Raw genomic sequence first — 16,094 nt, 5'->3', positions numbered from 1 at the left:
CGTTCGCTCCGTTGGGGGAAAGGCCCAGCCTAGGCGGGCTTACCTTCGGCAACGGTGAAGGCGACGTCAGCCACGCATGGGTGGCTGTCTTTCGTCCAGACGACCCCGAACGCGTGGCGCTATGCGCGCGTCACTTCGGCGCGTGCGTTGCGCCAATGCGCCTGCCAGGCCTGGAACATCAGCACGTTCCACAGATGCGTGTGCCATTTGCGCTCGCCCTGTTTGAACTGCTGCCACAGGGGGGCGACCGCCTCGACGTTGAACACGCCCTCCTCGGCCAGCCGCGCCGGATCCAGCAGTTCATCGGCCCAGCCACGCAGGTCGCCCTTCAACCACGCGCTCACCGGGGCACCGAAGCCACGCTTGGGTCGGTGCACCATGTCCTGCGGCACGTAGCGGCCGAGTACACGCTTGAGCAGGTACTTGCTGACTCCGTCGCGCTGCTTCATCGCCATCGGCAGGGACCAGGCGAACTCGGCCACCCGCCAGTCCAGCAGCGGGGCACGCGCCTCCAGGCTGACCGCCATGCTGGTGCGGTCCACCTTGCACAGCAGGTCATCGGGAAGATAGGTGCTGAAATCGGCCAGCATCATCGCGTCCGCCGGCGAGCCGGCACCGTGCAGCGGATCGGCCAGGTCGTAGAAGCTGCCGGCGGCCTGCGCGCCACGCACGGCCGCCACCGGGTCGCGCCAGCGCGAAATGCGGTTGCGGTAGACATCGCCAATCCCGCGCGCGCCCGACTCGGCCAGCAGCGCGGCCAGTCCACCGGTGCGCGAGGCCTCACCCTGGGTGTGTGAATGGCTGGCCATCCAGCGCCGCAGCGGCGCCGGCACCTTGCCCAGCAGGCGCCAGTTGCGCATCGCCCGCTGGTAACGGGTGTAGCCGAAGAACAATTCATCGCCACCGTCACCGGACAGCGCCACGGTCACGCCCTGCCGCGCCAGCTTGGCGACCAGCGCGGTGGGTACCTGCGAGGCATCGGCGAAGGGTTCGTCGAACATCGCCGGCAGACTGGGCACCACGGCCAACGCATCGGCGCCGCTGACATACAGCTCGGTGTGATCGCAGCCCAGGTGCTGGGCGAGCGACTTGGCCAGCGGGGCCTCGTCATGATCCGAGCCGGTGAAGCCGATGCTGAAACTGTGCACCGGCTGGCTCGACTGTGCCTGCATCAACGCGGCCACCACCGAGGAATCGGTGCCGCCGGAGAGGAACACGCCGACCGGTACATCAGCCACCATGCGCAGCGCCACCGCGTCGCGCAGCACCGCATCCAACCGTTCTTCGGCCTCGGCATCGTTACCGGTGAACGGCGCGGCCAGGGCCTGCTGCATGCGCTCGCGCGCGTTCCAGAACGGCTGCTGCAACTGGTCCGGGCGATGTGCGGCAGCACCGGCGGCTACCGCCTCGGCATCCAGCCGCAGCACGCGGCCGGGCATCAGCTTGAAACAGCGCTCATGGATGCAGTGCGGCGCGGGAATGTAATCCAGCCGCAGCAGCAGGGTCAGCGCATCGCGGTCGACCTCGTTGTCGAAGGCCGGGTGCTGCCACAGGGCCTTGAGCTCGGAGCCGAACACCAGCGTGTCGCCGGCCCAGCCGTAGTACAGGGGTTTCTTCCCGACGCGGTCGCGGGCCAGCCACAGGCAGCGCTCGGCGCGGTCCCACAAGGCGATGGCGAACATCCCGTTGCTGCGCTGCAGGGTCTCGTCAAAGCCCCACTCGGTGATCGCAGCCAGCAGCACTTCAGTATCCGAATGGCCGCGGAAGCCGTGGCCCAGCGCTTCCAGCTCGGCGCGCAGCTCGGCGAAGTTGTAGACCTCGCCGTTGTAGGCCAGCACATAACGGCCATCCACCGACGTCATCGGCTGATGGCCCAGCGGCGACAGGTCCAGGATGCTCAGCCGGCGGTGCGCCAGCGCGATGCCGGCCGAGGCATCGGCCCACACCCCGCTGTCATCCGGGCCACGGTGCACCAATGCGTCGCCCATGCGCCGCGCCTGTTCTTCCAGTGCTGCCTGCTCCCTTGCCGGAGCGGGCAGCAACATGCCTGCCAATCCACACATGTATCAATGGTCCTGCGCCAGCGCGAGGGCGGCGTTCAATACCGCATTGTCGCTTGGAAGCACGCACAATGCTGCCCCCGCCAGCGGCGTATAGGTATCGGCCCCGCACACCCGCCGGATCGGCAGGTGCCCCAGCCCGGCCTCGACCAGCGCGGTGAACACGCCCTCACCCACCCCGGCGCTGTGCCGCCCCTCATCGACCACCAGCACGCGCTGCGCATCGGCGGCCTGGCCAGCGATGAACCCGGCGTTGAGCGGCACCAGCCAGCGCAGATCGACCACCCGCACCTGCCAGCCCAGCTGCTGCTCGATCGCACGCGCCGCCCGCAGGCTCATCGGCACGCCGTTGCCGTAGGTGAAGATGACCAGGTCACTGGCCTCCGGCGCGTAGACCCGGCCCTCGCCGAGCACCAGTGCCTGGTCCGGTGCGGGATACGGGAACAACCATTGGCCATCGCCCGGCGCGTGCAGGTCCTTGGTCATGTAGAGCGCGATCGGTTCCAGGAAGACGGCGACGCGGCCATCGACGGTTGCCAGCGCCGCCAACGTGCGCAGCATCATCGCCGCATCGTCGCCGCGCGAAGGACAGCCGACCACCAGGCCGGGGATGTCGCGCAGCGCGGCGATGGAATTGTCGTTGTGGAAATGCCCGCCGAAGCCTTTCTGGTAGCCCAGCCCGGCAATGCGTACCAGCATCGGGTTGCGGTACTGATCGTTGGAGAAGAACTGCAGCGAGCACGCCTCGCCACGCAGCTGGTCGGCCGCGTTGTGCAGGTAGGCCAGGTACTGGATCTCCGGGATCGGCAGCATCCCCAGGTTGGCCAGCCCCTGCGCCATGCCCAGGATCATGGTTTCGTCCAGCAGGGTGTTGAACACGCGGCGCGGGCCGAACGCCTTCAGCAGGCCCTTGCTGACCGTATACACCCCGCCCTTCTGCGCGACGTCTTCACCAAACAGCAGCGTGGCCGGGTACTTGGCCATCAGATCGTGCAGGGCCTGGTTGATCTGGATCGCCAGATGGCGCGGCGGCTGCATTTCCGGCAGCTGCGCCGCACCCCCGAACGCGGCAGCACGCCCGACATCAGCGGCCACGCGCGTGGCTTCGGCATGGACGGCCACCGGCGAGTACGGCGCCAGCGGGGCGATGACCTCGGCCAGAGCGGTCAGTTTCGGGCGTCGATCCGCCTCGGTGGCCGCAGCGAAACAGCGCGCGCGCACGCGCTCGTACAGATCCAGCACCTGCCCTGCGGTCATCCATCCGGACTGCATCGCGATCGCCGCCGAGCGCAGCAGCGGATCGCTGGCCTCGGCCGCGCACAGCTCCGGCAACGGCCGCCATTCGATCTCGAAATCGGTGCCGGCATGGCCCATCAACCGCGTGGTGCGCAGGTGCAGGAAGGTCGGGCGGCGGGTCTGCCGGCAATGCGCCAGCGCGCGCTCGACCTGCGCATGCCCCTCCACCAGATCCAGCCCATCAGCGAAGAAGTAATCCAGGCCCGGGCGATGCGCGAAACTCTGCGCGATCCAGCCCTCCGGCGTCTTCACCGAGATGCCGATACCGTTGTCCTCGCAGACGAACAGGATCGGCGCGGGCAGCCGCTGGTACGCCGCCCACGCCGCCGTGTTGAACGCGGTCTGCGCGGTGGCGTGGTTGGCCGAGGCATCGCCGAAGGAGCAGATCACCACGCTGTCCTCGGGAATCGGCAGCGTGTGGCCGATGCGTCGCCCGCTTTCGATGGCCAGCGCGGTGCCAAGGGCCTTGGGCAGGTGAGAGGCGATCGTCGAGGTCTGCGGCAGTACCCACAGCGGTTTGCTGCCCCACACCTTGTGGCGCCCGCCGCTGGCCGGATCGTCCCGACTGGCCGCGAACGAAAGCGCCGCATCCATCACCGGATCCATGCCGGGCAGCTTGCGGAATCGCTCGGCCATGAAGCCGCCGGAGCGGTAATGCAGGAACGCCGGATCTGTTTGCCGGGCCAGGCGTGCCACCAGTGCATTGCCCTCATGGCCGGACGAACCGATGGTGTAGAAGACCTTGTTCTGCACGCGCAGCACGCGCGCCATCAAGTCCAGGTGGCGGCTGATCAACTGGGATTCGAACAACTCGGCAAAGCCCTGCGCGTCCAGCGTGCTGCCGGGCAGAATCGGCATCTCCGGGGCGGGTGCCGGGGCGGGATCGCCGCGCCACTGCTGCACGAAATCGATGAAGTTGGCGTCGCAGATCTCGGCCCGGTTGAGGCCCTTCATGCGCGCGGGAATCGGATCGGGAACCACGGCAAACATGCATCACCCTCCGTGACGTGTTGCGTAGGCGGATAACCGGATCAACTCTTGCTCATGCACCGCGGGCGGCTTGCCCGCGGTGCCGAGTCTGGCCTCACCGCATCGGGTTTGCCAAGCGCGGGTGCAGCATCACCGTTGGCCGGCGCGACGCTGCTGCCACTGCTGCCGCGACTGGCCCCAGATCTCGATCGGCTTGCCGGCGTGTGGCGGCGGCAGCTCGCCGATGCGCAGCAGCGAACTGCCCAGCTTGCGCGCGACCACCTTGGAATTCTCGTTGGCGGCATCGATGGTGTGGATGATCTCTTCCCAGCCCAGCGTGTCGAACGCCCAGTCCATGCTGGCCGCTGCTGCCTCGGGCGCATAGCCCTTGCCCCAGCTCTCGCGGCGGATGCTCCAGCCGACCTCCGTGCCCGGCCAGTCCAGCGGCTGCCACGGGCCCATCCGGCCGACCCAGTCACCGCTGCTTTTTTCGATCACCGAGAACATCGAAAACCCGTACAGATGCCAGCTGCCAGCCAGACAGCTGAAGCTGCGCCAGGCCTGGGAAGGCGCCTGCACGCCACCGAGGTGCTGCATCACCTCCGGGTCCGAGCAGAAGCGCAGAAAGGCATCGAAATCCTCGGCGCGCGGTGGGCGCAGGATCAGACGGTCGGTCTCCAGCTGGAGGTCGAAAATACTCATGGGGTCCTCGTGTGTTGCATGCGTGCCGGGATGATCGCAGATGCACCGATCGGCGTGCCGTGCGGCTCGCCCCAAAACGCAGCACGCCGGCAGAGGCCGGCGTGCTGGTAGTGCTTTCGAGCTGCAGCAACTTACTGCTTGTTCGAATCCAGTGCAGCGGTCTGGGTGACCAGCTGACCGTCGATCACCGGCAGGCGATCGCTGCTCGGCTTGTTGTCCATCTTCACGGTCTTCTCGGCGCCGTCATAACGGTAGGTCACGTTGTAGCCGGTGACCGCGTTGGTGGTGCCCATCGGGATGCGGTTGCCCGGCTTGCTGGCCATGCGCATGGTGCCGGTGGTGCCGTCTTCATTGCGGTAGGTCACGTTGTAGCCGGTGACGCGGGTCGACTCGGAGGTCGCCGTTTCGGTATGGCACTGGCGCTCGGTACGGTTGACCACGCGGCCACCCACATGGCGCTTGTCCACCTGGTTGCCGATCATGCCGCCAGCGACAGCACCAGCGGCCGTGGCGGCCTTGCGGCCATTGCCACCGCCGACCTGGTTGCCCAGCAGGCCGCCGATCACGGCACCGGCGACGGTACCGCCCACATTGCCGTCGCGCTCGGGCAGGCGTTCCTGCACCACCACGTCCTGACAGACTTCATGCGGCGTCTGGGTGCTGGACGTCTCGCGCACCGGCTCGGTGCCGATCACGGTGGCGTACGCCTTTTCTTTCTTGGTCAACGGATCGACCTTGACGATGTCGGCGTATTCCAGCTTGCCGGCCTTGTCTTCAATGGCCAGCTGATCGGTGCGCGCGCCATCGTCGGCCAGCGGCGTGGTGTCCAGGGTGGGCCGGGTCTGTGCAGCGGTCACCGCCTCGGGCGAGGAACCGCCCTTCATGAAGGCAGCGGTGGCGATACCGCCAACCAGCAGCGCACCAGCAGCGACCAAAGCAGTAGTAGTTGTACTTTTCATAACCGGCTCCTTGCGGACGATCCGCAACGTTCTTGAGTGAATTCCAGCACGGCCACCCTGAACGGAATCTCCACGGATCGTGAACATCCGGGCGCCCATTCAGGTTCGGTGAGCCTCAGGCTCGTGATAGCGTCTACAGCATCTGCCCAGGAGTGCGTCATGTCCAATCCCATACTGTTGCCGGTGCTGGAATGGGCGCGTCGGCTGCGCTACCCCACCCTGTTCAAGCTCACGGCGGCGCTGTTTGCGGTGACGCTGGTGATTCCCGACCCGCTGCCGTTCGTCGATGAAATCCTGTTCGGCCTGGGCACGCTGTTGCTGGCCAACTGGAAACGGCGCGGCAACACGACGCCCCCGCCGTTGCCGAGCAAGCGCCGCGCGTGAGGTTGATCGACAGTCATTGCCATCTGGATGCGGGCGAGTTCGATGCTGATCGCCCTGAGGTGATCGCGCGTGCCCGCGCGGCGGGCGTGTTCGCACAGGTGGTGCCTGCGGTGACTGCGGCGAGCTGGCCGGGCCTGCGCGACGCCTGCCGGCTGGCCGACGGACTGCACCCCGCGTACGGCTTGCACCCGATGTTTCTGGACCAGCACCGCCCCCGACATCTCGACGACCTGCGGGAGTGGCTCGAGCGCGAGCGCCCCTGCGCGGTCGGCGAGTGCGGGCTGGATTTCTTCGTCGAAGGGCTGGACCCGGACGCGCAGCAGCACTACTTCGTCGGGCAGCTGCGTCTGGCCCGCGAGTTCGATCTGCCGGTGATCGTGCACGCGCGCCGCGCGGTGGATGCGGTGATCGCCGCGATCAAGCAGATCGGCGGCCTGCGCGGCGTGGTGCACAGCTTCCCGGGCAGTCCGGAGCAGGCGGCGCAGCTGCACAAGCTGGGCTTCCTGATCGGGCTCGGCGGCCCGTTGACCTATGAGCGCGCGCAGCGCCTGCAGCGGCTGGTGGCACAGATGCCGCTGGAGCAGCTGCTGCTGGAGACCGACGCCCCGGATCAGCCGGATGCGGGCATTCGCGGAGAGCGCAATGAGCCGGCGCGCTTGCCGGTGATCCTGGAAACGGTGGCACGACTGCGCGGGCAGCCGGCAGAGGCCATCGCCGCGCAGACCACCGCCAACGCGGAAGCGTTGTTCCGCCTCTGAGCGGACAATCCGCCGGGATCAGGCCTCGGCGGGCGCGACACCCTTCTTTGGCTTCATCAGCATCTCCAGCGCCTTGCCCACTGCCGCGAATGCGAACGCACCGGTGATATGCGTGGCCGCGCCCAGCCCGGCGCCGCAGTCCAGCTTCAGCGCTGCATCCGCGCCAAGGTTGGGGCGGATGCCGCACACGCTGCCGTCGGCCTGCGGGTACTTCACGTTTTCCAGCGAGTAGACCGCCGGCACGCCGAAGTAACGCGAGGCGTTCTTGGGGAAGTTGAAATCGCTGCGCAGCTTCTTGCGGATCAGCGCCATCATCGCGTCGTGTTCGGTGCGCGAGACATCACGGATCCGCACCAGGGTGGGATCGGTACGACCGCCGGCCGCGCCCACGGTCAGGATCGGCAGCTTGCGGCGGCGGCACCAGGCGATGGTCTCCACCTTGACCCGGAAGCTGTCGCAGGCGTCGATGACCAGATCGAAATCACGGTCCAGCAGCTCGACCATGTTGGACACGGTCAGGAACGAGGCGACCGCATCGACGCTGATGTCCGGATTGATCGCCCGGCAGCGCTCGGCCATCGCCTCGGCCTTGTTGCGGCCGTACTGACCGGCCAGCGCCGGCAGCTGGCGGTTGGTGTTGGACACGCAGATATCGTCGGCATCGATCAGGGTCAGATGGCCGACGGCCGTGCGCGCCAGCGCTTCGACCACCCACGAGCCGACCCCGCCCATGCCCACCACCGCCACCCGGCGGCTGGCAAGCAGATCCACGGTGCCTACCCCATACAACCGGTCGATGCCGGCAAATCGTTCGCGCAGTACGTCGTTCTTCATGCCCCTATTTTAATGCGCACAGCGCAGTCCGGGACGCGCCGTGGACAGGACGCGTCGTACCATCGCCGCAGCCACCCTCAAGGACGCCCTTCACCATGAACGACCCCGTGACCCCGTCGCGCCGCCCGTCCGCCGCCTATCGCTACCTGTTCGTCGGTCTGCTCGGGCTGGTCATCGGCCTGATCGCCACGGTGATGGTCTCGCGCGCCATCCAGGCGCGTCAGGATCCGTTCCCGGATTCGCTGATGCACGTGATGAACCGCCAGGTGGAGCTGCTGCAGGCCGCCCAGGCCCAGAACCGCTGCAGCCTGGCCGACACCGTGCCCCGGCTGCAGACCCTGCGCTCGCTCTCCAACGATCTGGACCTGGCATTTCCCGGCCTGAAGGACAGCCAAGGCTTCCAGCAGCACGCCAGCGCCCTGCGCGCCACGCTCAACGAGGCGATTGCGGCACCGCCGGCCGACTGCCCCGGCATGGCGACGCTGGTCGAGAAGATCCAGGCGGACTGCAAGGCCTGTCACCAGGATTTCCGCTGATTCATCTTCCAGCCACCCTGGTGGCCCGGGATTGGCACGCTGTTCACGCAGCACAGGACACGATCTGCTCCATGCGCACCAGACGCATTCGACCACCCCTCTGGCCAGGAGATACACCATGAAGATTCAACTGATTGCCGCCGCTGCCGTTGCCACCGTCGCCCTGGCTGGCTGTGCCACCACCTCGCCGGGTTACGGCAGCAGTGGTTACAACAACGGTTACGGCAATTCCGGCGGCAACTACAACACCAACCGCTGTGCCGACTGCGGCATCGTGACCCGCATCAACCAGGTCGCGTCGGGCCGCAGCGCACCGAGCGCCACCGGTGCCGTGCTGGGCGGCATCGTCGGCGCGGTCGCCGGCCATGAGATCTCCGACCACACCGGTGGTAGCCGTGGCAACAAGAACATCGCCGCCGCCGCAGGCGCGGTGGGTGGCGCGCTCGCCGGCAACCAGATCCAGAAGAACGTCACCAGTGATACGTTCGACATCACCGTGCGCATGGATGACGGCCGCACCGTCGTCGTGAACCAGCGCGATCTGGGCGGCATCCGCGAGAACACCTACGTGCGCGTGGTCAACGGCAAGGTGATCCTGCGCTGATTGGCGCAACCGCCCTGCACGCGACAAAAAAGGGCCCGCGCAAGCGGGCCCTTTTGCTTTTGGTGTTTCAACCAGGCAGGACCCGGTCTGCGCTCAGAGCGGCTTGACCTTGTCGGCCTGCAGGCCCTTCTGCCCGGTCACCACTTCGAACTCGACCGCTTGACCTTCCTTCAGGCTCTTGAAGCCTTGGGATTCGATCGCGCGGAAGTGCACGAACACATCTTCGCCGCTCTCACGGCTGATGAATCCGAAACCCTTCGCGTCGTTGAACCACTTGACGGTGCCCTTCTCAGCCATCTCAGCTACTCCCTAACTGTCTTGTTGTTGGATACACCCGTACAGGCGGCTGACAGCAAGGGGGAAGCGGGGTGCAACGATGCAGCGGATCTGGAAGATCTACCATCATCAGGCCACGATCCACGGTGACCTTGCCAAGCTCAGCGCCTGCAACTTAACCCGAGCAAAACGAAAAAGCAACTGGCCAAAACTTTCAGATGTCAACCCCATTTCAGGAACCATACTCGACAGCATGGACCATTCATTCATCTTGTATCTACTGGCCGTCGTTCTGGTGCTCGTCGGCATCGCCGGCGTGATTCTCCCCGCCCTGCCCGGCATCCCGCTGGTGTTCGCCGGGCTGGTGCTGGCGGCATGGGCCGACGATTTCGTCCATGTGGGCTGGCTGCCTCTGACGGTGCTGGGCCTGCTGACCGTACTGTCCTTCGCCGTGGACATCCTGGCCACGGTGGTCGGCGCGCAGCGGGTAGGTGCGAGCCGCAAGGCGCTGTGGGGCACCTTTGTGGGCAGCATCGTCGGGGTGTTCTTCATGCCGATCGGCCTGTTCGTAGGCCCGCTGGCCGGTGCGCTGCTCGGCGAGTACTGGCACACCCGCGAGCTGGGCCGCTCCACCAAGGTGGGCCTGGCGACCTGGCTCGGCATCCTGCTGGGGTTCGCGCTCAAACTGGCGCTGGTGATCGCCATGCTGGGGCTGTTCGCGTTTGCCTGGTTCTTCTGAGCCGCACCCCGGAACCGGGCTTCACGCCCCGAGCACACCATCCACCGGCATAAACCGGATCAGATCGATGGATGTCGTGCGCTGGCGGGAAATCCGGGCAGCGGCCACACTGTGCGGTTAGACCCACTCATTCTTGTCACGCGGCCCTGCTCCCATGACCCTGCCCTATTCCCGCTCCGCCCTGTTCACCGCCCTTGCCCTGGCCGGCACCGTCCTGCCCGCTGCAGCGCAGGAGGCGGCACCGAAGCCGGCGTCACCGGAGGCCTGCGCTCTGGTGGACACTGACGCAGCGCGCCTGGCCTGCTACGACACGCTGTTCGGGCGTACGCCCGAGGTCACCCTGGCCGCCGATGCCGCTGCCACCGCCGCCAAGCAGGAGCGCCGGGAAGAACGTCAGGCCTCCCGCAGTGCCGACGCGCCCGCGACGCAACGGGTCAAGCAGCGCCTCGGCGAAGTGTTCAAGAACGACGGCCACGAAGACGCGCTGGCCAATGCCGGCAAGGGTTCGCTGCTGGACAGCCGCTGGGAACTGGCGCAGGACTCCAAGCTGGGCGCCTTCCAACTGCGCGCCTACAAGCCCGTCTACCTGCTGCCCGCGTTCTGGACCAGCGACAAGAACCAGATGCCGCAGTCGCCCAATCCGGTCAACACGGTTACCACCTCGCAGCAGCTGGACAGCGCGGAACTGAAGTTCCAGCTCAGCTTCAAGACCAAGGTCGTGGAGAACCTGTTCGGCGACAACGGCGACATCTGGGCCGGCTACACGCAGAGCTCGCGCTGGCAGGCCTACAACGCCGACAACTCGCGTCCGTTCCGTGAGACCAATTACGAGCCGGAAGTGATGATGATGTTCCGCAACGGCTACTCGATCGGCGGCTGGCGCGGGCGCATGAGCGGGATCAGCGTCAACCACATGTCCAACGGCCGCGCCGATCCCCTGTCGCGCAGCTGGAACCGGGTGATCGCCACCGTCGGCCTGGACCGCGAAAACTGGGCGCTGGTACTGCGCCCGTGGTATCGCATCCCGGAAGACCGCAAGGACGACAACAACCCGGACATCTCCGATTACATGGGCCGCGGCGACGCCACCCTGACCTGGAACAAGAACGGTCATGAGGTCTCGCTGATGGCGCGTCACTCGCTGCGCGGCGGCGACCGCTCGCACGGTGCGCTGCAGCTCGATTACGGCTTCCCGATCAGCAATCTGCTGCGCGGCCACGTGCAGATCTTCGATGGCTACGGTGAGAGCATGATCGACTACAACCACAAGGCCACGTATGTCGGCCTGGGTGTGTCGCTGCTGGAGTGGTATTGATGGCGGTGACGATCTGGCATAACCCGCGCTGCAGCAACTCGCGCGGGGCGCTGGAGATCCTGCGTGAGCACGGCATTGAACCGGTGGTGATCGAGTATCTGAAAACGCCGCCGGACCGCCCGACGCTGGCTGCGTTGATCACGCGCATGGGTATCGCTCCGCGTGAGTTGCTGCGCAGCAAGGAGCCGGCCTATGGTTCGCTGGGGCTGGACGACGCTGCCCTGTCCGATGCCGCCCTGATCGAGGCGATGGTCGCCCACCCGGAACTGATCAACCGCCCGATCGTGGAAACCCCGCGTGGGGCACGCTTGTGCCGGCCGCCGGAGACGGTGCTGGAGATCCTGTCGGCATAACCTCCTGAGCTCAGCTGCCTCCGCAGCGGCTGGTACACCGGCTGATATCCTCGCCGCAGGTCAGCGCGGGCAGCCGGTTGCGGCAGTAGTCGTTGCTGGCCTGGCATGATTTACGCAGGTCCGGGTTGTCGATCTTGTCGCACTTCGCGTCGCGCTGGATCGCCACCCCGGCGCCACAGCTGTCGCCGCTGCCAAATCCCGTGCGGGTGGCCATGCAACTGTCGTGCTGTCGCTGGCACTGCTGCATGCATTGGTTGGCAGCGGTGACCTCGCGCAGGCTGGGCGGGGTGGCGTGGAAATCGCCATCACTGCTGCAGGCGCTGACCAGCAGGATCAACAGCAGGACAAAAAGCATCCGTGGCATCGTCGTGCTCCGTGTAGAAAGCCTCCGGCCAGCGCCGGCAGGTGTGCATGCCCGGAATGTAGCACTGCTTGTTCTCCGAATTAAGACCGGGACTCCCGGCGCAGCTCGCCAATGCCTCTCCTGTTACGTCTGCCACGCCGCGTGCACCGGCTTCGACGAATTCGTCGACTGACGCGAGTCAGCGCCAGTCGGTGATCCCCTCGCGCCGGTAGACCTCGGCAAACGCCGGCCGGGCTTTCATGCGATCCGCGTAGGCCTTCAATGCCGGCCAGGTATCGCTCGGGGTGGGCATGTTGCGCGACCAGCGCATCAACATCACCAGCATGAAATCGACCACACTCAACGCATCGCCCAACACATAGGGGCCGCGCGTGGACAGATGCTCGGCCAGATGCTGCCAGGCGCCTTCCAGCCGCTCACGTGCTTGTTGCCGGGTCGCGTCCACGTGCTCGGGGCCGGCCATTTCCTGCGGGTAGAACCACGCCCGGTACGCCGGCTGTACGGTGTTGGCGCACCAGAACATCCAGCGGTAAGCCTCGGCGCGACCGGAAGTGCCAGGCGCCGGCAGCAGGCCCGCCTCGGGATGGCGGTCGGCCAGGTGCAGCGCGATCGCTGCCGCTTCGGTCAGAACCAGCCCGTCGATGCTCAACGTCGGCACCAGACCAGCAGGATTCAGGGCGAGATACGCCGCGTCCTTGTGCTCGCGCTTGTCGAAATCCAGCAGCACCAGCTCGTGCTCGATCTGCAGTTCCAGCAACAGCCAGTGCACGACCAGGGCGGCGGTACTCGGCGATCCATACAAGGTGGTGCGCATGCGTCAGGCCACCACAACCGGAATCTTGCCGATGCGGGCCTGCCATTCGCGCGGGCCGGTCTGGTGCACGGACTCGCCGGTGGAATCCACCGCCACGGTGACCGGCATGTCCTGCACGGTGAACTCGTAGATCGCTTCCATGCCCAGGTCGGCGAAGCCGACCACCTTGGCCGCCTTGATCGCTTTGGAGACCAGGTAGGCCGAGCCGCCCACCGCCATCAGGTAGGCCGACTTGTTGTCACGGATCGCTTCGATCGCCGCCGGGCCGCGCTCGGCTTTGCCGACCATGCCCAGCAAGCCAGTCTGTTCCAGCACCTGGCGGGTGAACTTGTCCATGCGGGTCGCGGTGGTCGGGCCGGCCGGGCCCACCACTTCGTCGCGCACCGGATCGACCGGGCCAACGTAGTAGATGAAGCGGCCCTTGAGGTCGACCGGCAGCGGCTCGCCCTTGTCCAGCATTTCCACCATGCGCTTGTGCGCGGCGTCGCGGCCGGTCAGCAGCTTGCCGTTGAGCAGCAGGGTCTGGCCGGGCTTCCAGCTGGCGACGTCTTCCGGGGTGATCGTGTCCAGATCGACACGGGTGCCCTTGGAGGCGTCATAGGTGATCTGCGGCCAGTCTTCCAGCGACGGCGGATCGAGCATCACCGGGCCACTGCCATCCAGGGTGAAATGCGCATGACGGGTGGCCGCGCAGTTCGGGATCATCGCCACCGGCAGGTTGGCCGCGTGGGTCGGGAAGTCCTTGACCTTGATGTCCAGCACGGTGGTCAGGCCGCCCAGGCCCTGCGCGCCGATGCCCAGCGCGTTGACCTTGTCGAACAGCTCCAGGCGCAGTTCTTCGGCGCGGTTGGAGGCGCCACGGGCCTTCAGTTCGTTGATGTCGATCGGCTCCATCAGCGATTCCTTGGCCAGCAGCATCGCCTTCTCGGCGGTGCCGCCGATGCCGATGCCGAGCATGCCCGGCGGGCACCAGCCGGCACCCATGGTCGGCACGGTCTTGAGCACCCAGTCCACGATCGAGTCGGACGGGTTGAGCATGGCGAACTTGGACTTGGCTTCCGAACCGCCGCCCTTGGCAGCGACGATCACCTCGACGGTGTCACCCGGCACCACCTTGACGTTGACCACGCCCGGGGTGTTGTCCTTGGTGTTGATGCGCTTGCCGGCCGGATCGGCCAGCACCGAGGCACGCAGCTTGTTGTCCGGGTAATTGTAGGCACGGCGCACGCCTTCGTTGGCCATGTCCTCCACGCCCATCGTGGCGTCGTCCCAGCGCACGTTCATGCCGATTTCCAGGAACACGGTGACGATGCCGGTGTCCTGGCAGATCGGCCGGTGGCCTTCGGCGCACATGCGCGAGTTGATCAGGATCTGGGCCATTGCCTCCTTCGCGGCCGGCGACTCTTCGCGCTCGTAGGCAGCGTTGAGGCTCTTGATGTAATCGACCGGGTGGTAGTACGAGATGTACTGCAGCGCGTCGGCGATGGACTGGATGAGGTCTTCCTGCTTGATCGATGTCACGACTTGCTCGCTTGCTGGAGGCTGGCGGGGGTTGAACCGCCGATTTTAACAAGGACGGCCCGGCTGCGTTGAGAATCGCTCGCGGTGGCGGGGTTTGGTGCACAGTGGGCGCCCTGCTTTGTCACAGCGGCCTGCCCGGCCGCGTCCTCCCGGCATGACCCCGACCGATACCTTCCAGACCCACCGCCCCCGCCTGTTCGCCCTGGCCTACCGGCTGCTGGGCAGCCGCAGCGATGCTGAGGACGTTGTCCAGGATGCCTGGCTGCGCTGGCAGGGCACCGACCCTGGGGCGATCCGTGACCCGGAGGGCTGGCTGATCACGGCGACCACCCGGCTGGGGCTGGACCGCCTGCGCGCGCGGCGCGGTGCGCGCGTGGAGTACGTCGGGCCCTGGCTGCCCGAGCCGCTGGAGATCGCCCTGGATCCGGACCCGCTGCAGGACCCGGCCCAGCGTCACGCCTTGACCGATGAGGTCTCGGTGGCCTTCCTGGCACTGCTGGAGCAGCTCACGCCGGACGAGCGCGCGGCCTTCCTGCTCAAGGACGTCTTCGACTACGACTACCCGGACATCGCCCCGCTGCTGGAGCATTCGCCCGCCAACTGCCGGCAACTGGTGCATCGCGCGCGGCAACGGCTGCAGACCGGGGCACCCCGCTTCGTCGCTACGCCGGCGCAGCATCGCGACCTGCTGGCACGCTTCATGGACGCCTCCCAGCAGGGCGATCTGGCGGCCATCCGTGCCCTTCTAGACGCCAATGCCGAGATGATCTCCGATGGCGGCGGCCGCGTGACCGCAGCGATCCGCCCGCTACTGGGCGCCGAGCGCATCGCGCAGCTGTACTGGGCGATCGCGCGCCGCAAGGGCCAGCATCCCGCCCGGCTCGGCAAGGTCAATGGCGAGCCGGCGATCCTTCGCTTTGCCGGCGACCAACTGCACTCGATCACGATGATCACGGTCGATGCGGGGCGCATCGTGTGCGTGCTCAGCGTGCTCAATCCGGAAAAACTCACTGCGCGTGTCACAGCGCGCGATGCTGGCGCGTCCTCCTGATGAAGACGGCCGCTGCGGCCGTCATGGAGTCCGTCATGTCTGCTTCTCCCCGCGTTCCGTATATCCGCCTCGCCGCCGAGGCCTTAAAGGGCCTGCTGGCCACCAGCAAGGCCGTGCACGACAGCTCGATCGATCCGGTGCTGATGGAACTGGTGTTCCTGCGTGTCTCGCAGATCAATGGCTGCGGCTACTGCATGGACATGCACGGCACCACGCTGCGCAAGGGAGGGATCGAGCCACGCAAGCTGGATACGCTGCCAGCGTGGCACGAGAGCCGCTTCTTCGATGCACGCGAACGTGCCGCCCTGGGCTGGGCTGAAGCACTGACCCGGCTGAGCAGCGCGGCGCCGTCCAATGCCGCGTACGAGGCACTGGTCCCGCACTTCGATGAAAAGGGCATCAGCGACCTGAGCATGGGTATCGCCGTGATCAACGCCTGGAACCGCCTCGGCGCTGGCTTGCTGCCGCCCTTGCCGTAAGCGCACGGTAGTGGCGGGGGGGGGGCCGCGGACCCGCGCAACGGGAACCCAGACGAAAGCGCACCCCCCCCCCCCGCCCC

18 protein-coding genes are annotated in these 16,094 nt (G+C 66.8%); 9 read left to right on the top strand and 9 right to left on the bottom strand.

Annotated features, from left to right (window positions below; all coding sequences use genetic code 11):
• Positions 1-119: 119 nt before the first annotated feature.
• From asnB to ABE464_RS03195, 4 genes are all read right to left on the bottom strand, one after another.
• Positions 120-2,063 carry an asparagine synthase (glutamine-hydrolyzing) gene (asnB, locus tag ABE464_RS03210; protein WP_346470714.1) on the bottom strand — a complete coding sequence of 648 codons (1,944 nt, stop codon included), beginning with the start codon at positions 2,061-2,063 and terminating at the stop codon, positions 120-122.
• A gap of 3 nt (positions 2,064-2,066) precedes the next feature.
• Positions 2,067-4,346: a thiamine pyrophosphate-dependent enzyme gene (locus ABE464_RS03205; RefSeq protein ID WP_346470713.1), complete on the bottom strand. Its 2,280-nt coding sequence runs from the start codon at positions 4,344-4,346 to the stop codon at positions 2,067-2,069.
• A gap of 129 nt (positions 4,347-4,475) precedes the next feature.
• On the bottom strand, positions 4,476-5,027 hold the full coding sequence (locus tag ABE464_RS03200; RefSeq protein ID WP_346470712.1) for a GNAT family N-acetyltransferase: 552 nt from the start codon (positions 5,025-5,027) through the stop codon (positions 4,476-4,478).
• 131 nt (positions 5,028-5,158) lie between these two features.
• The gene (locus ABE464_RS03195; protein ID WP_346470711.1) at positions 5,159-5,986 is read right to left on the bottom strand and encodes a glycine zipper 2TM domain-containing protein; all 828 of its coding nucleotides are present in this window, start codon (positions 5,984-5,986) and stop codon (positions 5,159-5,161) included.
• 159 nt (positions 5,987-6,145) lie between these two features.
• Here ABE464_RS03195 and ABE464_RS03190 point away from each other — a divergent pair, with 159 nt between their 5' ends.
• Together ABE464_RS03190 and ABE464_RS03185 are read left to right on the top strand one after the other, a co-directional pair.
• The gene (locus ABE464_RS03190; RefSeq protein WP_346470710.1) at positions 6,146-6,370 is read left to right on the top strand and encodes a DUF6116 family protein; all 225 of its coding nucleotides are present in this window, start codon (positions 6,146-6,148) and stop codon (positions 6,368-6,370) included.
• The gene (locus tag ABE464_RS03185) at positions 6,367-7,128 is read left to right on the top strand and encodes a TatD family hydrolase (protein WP_346470709.1); all 762 of its coding nucleotides are present in this window, start codon (positions 6,367-6,369) and stop codon (positions 7,126-7,128) included. Before ABE464_RS03190 ends, ABE464_RS03185 begins: the two co-directional genes overlap by 4 nt.
• Positions 7,129-7,146: 18 nt before the next feature.
• Here the strand turns inward: ABE464_RS03185 and ABE464_RS03180 are convergent, their stop codons facing one another.
• Complete coding sequence (locus ABE464_RS03180) at positions 7,147-7,962, bottom strand: tRNA threonylcarbamoyladenosine dehydratase (RefSeq protein WP_346470708.1); 816 nt, start codon at positions 7,960-7,962, stop codon at positions 7,147-7,149.
• Positions 7,963-8,057: 95 nt separating this feature from the next.
• Here ABE464_RS03180 and ABE464_RS03175 point away from each other — a divergent pair, with 95 nt between their 5' ends.
• Positions 8,058-8,498 (top strand): hypothetical protein, encoded by a 441-nt coding sequence (locus ABE464_RS03175; RefSeq protein WP_346470707.1) that lies wholly within the window; start codon positions 8,058-8,060, stop codon positions 8,496-8,498.
• 118 nt (positions 8,499-8,616) lie between these two features.
• Positions 8,617-9,102 (top strand): glycine zipper 2TM domain-containing protein, encoded by a 486-nt coding sequence (locus ABE464_RS03170; RefSeq protein ID WP_019185918.1) that lies wholly within the window; start codon positions 8,617-8,619, stop codon positions 9,100-9,102.
• A 93-nt stretch (positions 9,103-9,195) separates the two neighbouring features.
• On the opposite strand, the gene ABE464_RS03165 is transcribed toward ABE464_RS03170, so the two are convergent.
• On the bottom strand, positions 9,196-9,399 hold the full coding sequence (locus ABE464_RS03165) for a cold-shock protein (protein WP_019185917.1): 204 nt from the start codon (positions 9,397-9,399) through the stop codon (positions 9,196-9,198).
• Positions 9,400-9,631: 232 nt separating this feature from the next.
• On the opposite strand from ABE464_RS03165, the gene ABE464_RS03160 reads away from it, so the two are divergent.
• From ABE464_RS03160 to arsC, 3 genes are all read left to right on the top strand, one after another.
• Positions 9,632-10,117 (top strand): DUF456 domain-containing protein, encoded by a 486-nt coding sequence (locus tag ABE464_RS03160; RefSeq protein WP_346471117.1) that lies wholly within the window; start codon positions 9,632-9,634, stop codon positions 10,115-10,117.
• 154 nt (positions 10,118-10,271) lie between these two features.
• The gene (locus tag ABE464_RS03155) at positions 10,272-11,432 is read left to right on the top strand and encodes a phospholipase A (protein ID WP_346470706.1); all 1,161 of its coding nucleotides are present in this window, start codon (positions 10,272-10,274) and stop codon (positions 11,430-11,432) included.
• On the top strand, positions 11,432-11,785 hold the full coding sequence (gene arsC / locus ABE464_RS03150) for an arsenate reductase (glutaredoxin) (protein WP_346470705.1): 354 nt from the start codon (positions 11,432-11,434) through the stop codon (positions 11,783-11,785). Before ABE464_RS03155 ends, arsC begins: the two co-directional genes overlap by 1 nt.
• Before the next feature lie 10 nt (positions 11,786-11,795).
• On the opposite strand, the gene ABE464_RS03145 is transcribed toward arsC, so the two are convergent.
• From ABE464_RS03145 to ABE464_RS03135, 3 genes are all read right to left on the bottom strand, one after another.
• Positions 11,796-12,149, bottom strand: a complete 354-nt coding sequence (locus ABE464_RS03145; RefSeq protein WP_346470704.1) for a hypothetical protein — start codon at positions 12,147-12,149, stop codon at positions 11,796-11,798.
• Positions 12,150-12,327: 178 nt separating this feature from the next.
• Positions 12,328-12,963, bottom strand: a complete 636-nt coding sequence (locus ABE464_RS03140) for a glutathione S-transferase family protein (protein ID WP_346470703.1) — start codon at positions 12,961-12,963, stop codon at positions 12,328-12,330.
• Positions 12,964-12,966: 3 nt separating this feature from the next.
• Complete coding sequence (locus tag ABE464_RS03135) at positions 12,967-14,484, bottom strand: fumarate hydratase (RefSeq protein ID WP_019185911.1); 1,518 nt, start codon at positions 14,482-14,484, stop codon at positions 12,967-12,969.
• Between the two features lie 154 nt (positions 14,485-14,638).
• On the opposite strand from ABE464_RS03135, the gene sigJ reads away from it, so the two are divergent.
• Together sigJ and ABE464_RS03125 are read left to right on the top strand one after the other, a co-directional pair.
• Positions 14,639-15,535 carry an RNA polymerase sigma factor SigJ gene (gene sigJ / locus ABE464_RS03130; RefSeq protein ID WP_346470702.1) on the top strand — a complete coding sequence of 299 codons (897 nt, stop codon included), beginning with the start codon at positions 14,639-14,641 and terminating at the stop codon, positions 15,533-15,535.
• A gap of 35 nt (positions 15,536-15,570) precedes the next feature.
• Complete coding sequence (locus tag ABE464_RS03125) at positions 15,571-16,014, top strand: carboxymuconolactone decarboxylase family protein (RefSeq protein WP_346470701.1); 444 nt, start codon at positions 15,571-15,573, stop codon at positions 16,012-16,014.
• Positions 16,015-16,094: the final 80 nt, after the last annotated feature.

This window comes from Stenotrophomonas sp. TWI587, assembly GCF_039674145.1.
Lineage (GTDB): Bacteria > Pseudomonadota > Gammaproteobacteria > Xanthomonadales > Xanthomonadaceae > Stenotrophomonas > Stenotrophomonas maltophilia_AY.
This window is presented reverse-complemented; position numbering and strand designations above follow the sequence as displayed.

What these genes read in the sequence shown, in the direction of transcription:
- asnB (WP_346470714.1), bottom strand. Translation starts at nt 2,063, where the DNA reads ATGTGTGGATTGGCAGGCATGTTGCTGCCCGCTCCGGCAAGGGAGCAG.
- ABE464_RS03205 (WP_346470713.1), bottom strand. Translation starts at nt 4,346, where the DNA reads ATGTTTGCCGTGGTTCCCGATCCGATTCCCGCGCGCATGAAGGGCCTC.
- ABE464_RS03200 (WP_346470712.1), bottom strand. Translation starts at nt 5,027, where the DNA reads ATGAGTATTTTCGACCTCCAGCTGGAGACCGACCGTCTGATCCTGCGC.
- ABE464_RS03195 (WP_346470711.1), bottom strand. Translation starts at nt 5,986, where the DNA reads ATGAAAAGTACAACTACTACTGCTTTGGTCGCTGCTGGTGCGCTGCTG.
- ABE464_RS03190 (WP_346470710.1), top strand. Translation starts at nt 6,146, where the DNA reads ATGTCCAATCCCATACTGTTGCCGGTGCTGGAATGGGCGCGTCGGCTG.
- ABE464_RS03180 (WP_346470708.1), bottom strand. Translation starts at nt 7,962, where the DNA reads ATGAAGAACGACGTACTGCGCGAACGATTTGCCGGCATCGACCGGTTG.
- ABE464_RS03175 (WP_346470707.1), top strand. Translation starts at nt 8,058, where the DNA reads ATGAACGACCCCGTGACCCCGTCGCGCCGCCCGTCCGCCGCCTATCGC.
- ABE464_RS03170 (WP_019185918.1), top strand. Translation starts at nt 8,617, where the DNA reads ATGAAGATTCAACTGATTGCCGCCGCTGCCGTTGCCACCGTCGCCCTG.
- ABE464_RS03165 (WP_019185917.1), bottom strand. Translation starts at nt 9,399, where the DNA reads ATGGCTGAGAAGGGCACCGTCAAGTGGTTCAACGACGCGAAGGGTTTC.
- ABE464_RS03160 (WP_346471117.1), top strand. Translation starts at nt 9,632, where the DNA reads ATGGACCATTCATTCATCTTGTATCTACTGGCCGTCGTTCTGGTGCTC.
- ABE464_RS03155 (WP_346470706.1), top strand. Translation starts at nt 10,272, where the DNA reads ATGACCCTGCCCTATTCCCGCTCCGCCCTGTTCACCGCCCTTGCCCTG.
- arsC (WP_346470705.1), top strand. Translation starts at nt 11,432, where the DNA reads ATGGCGGTGACGATCTGGCATAACCCGCGCTGCAGCAACTCGCGCGGG.
- ABE464_RS03145 (WP_346470704.1), bottom strand. Translation starts at nt 12,149, where the DNA reads ATGCCACGGATGCTTTTTGTCCTGCTGTTGATCCTGCTGGTCAGCGCC.
- ABE464_RS03140 (WP_346470703.1), bottom strand. Translation starts at nt 12,963, where the DNA reads ATGCGCACCACCTTGTATGGATCGCCGAGTACCGCCGCCCTGGTCGTG.
- sigJ (WP_346470702.1), top strand. Translation starts at nt 14,639, where the DNA reads ATGACCCCGACCGATACCTTCCAGACCCACCGCCCCCGCCTGTTCGCC.
- ABE464_RS03125 (WP_346470701.1), top strand. Translation starts at nt 15,571, where the DNA reads ATGTCTGCTTCTCCCCGCGTTCCGTATATCCGCCTCGCCGCCGAGGCC.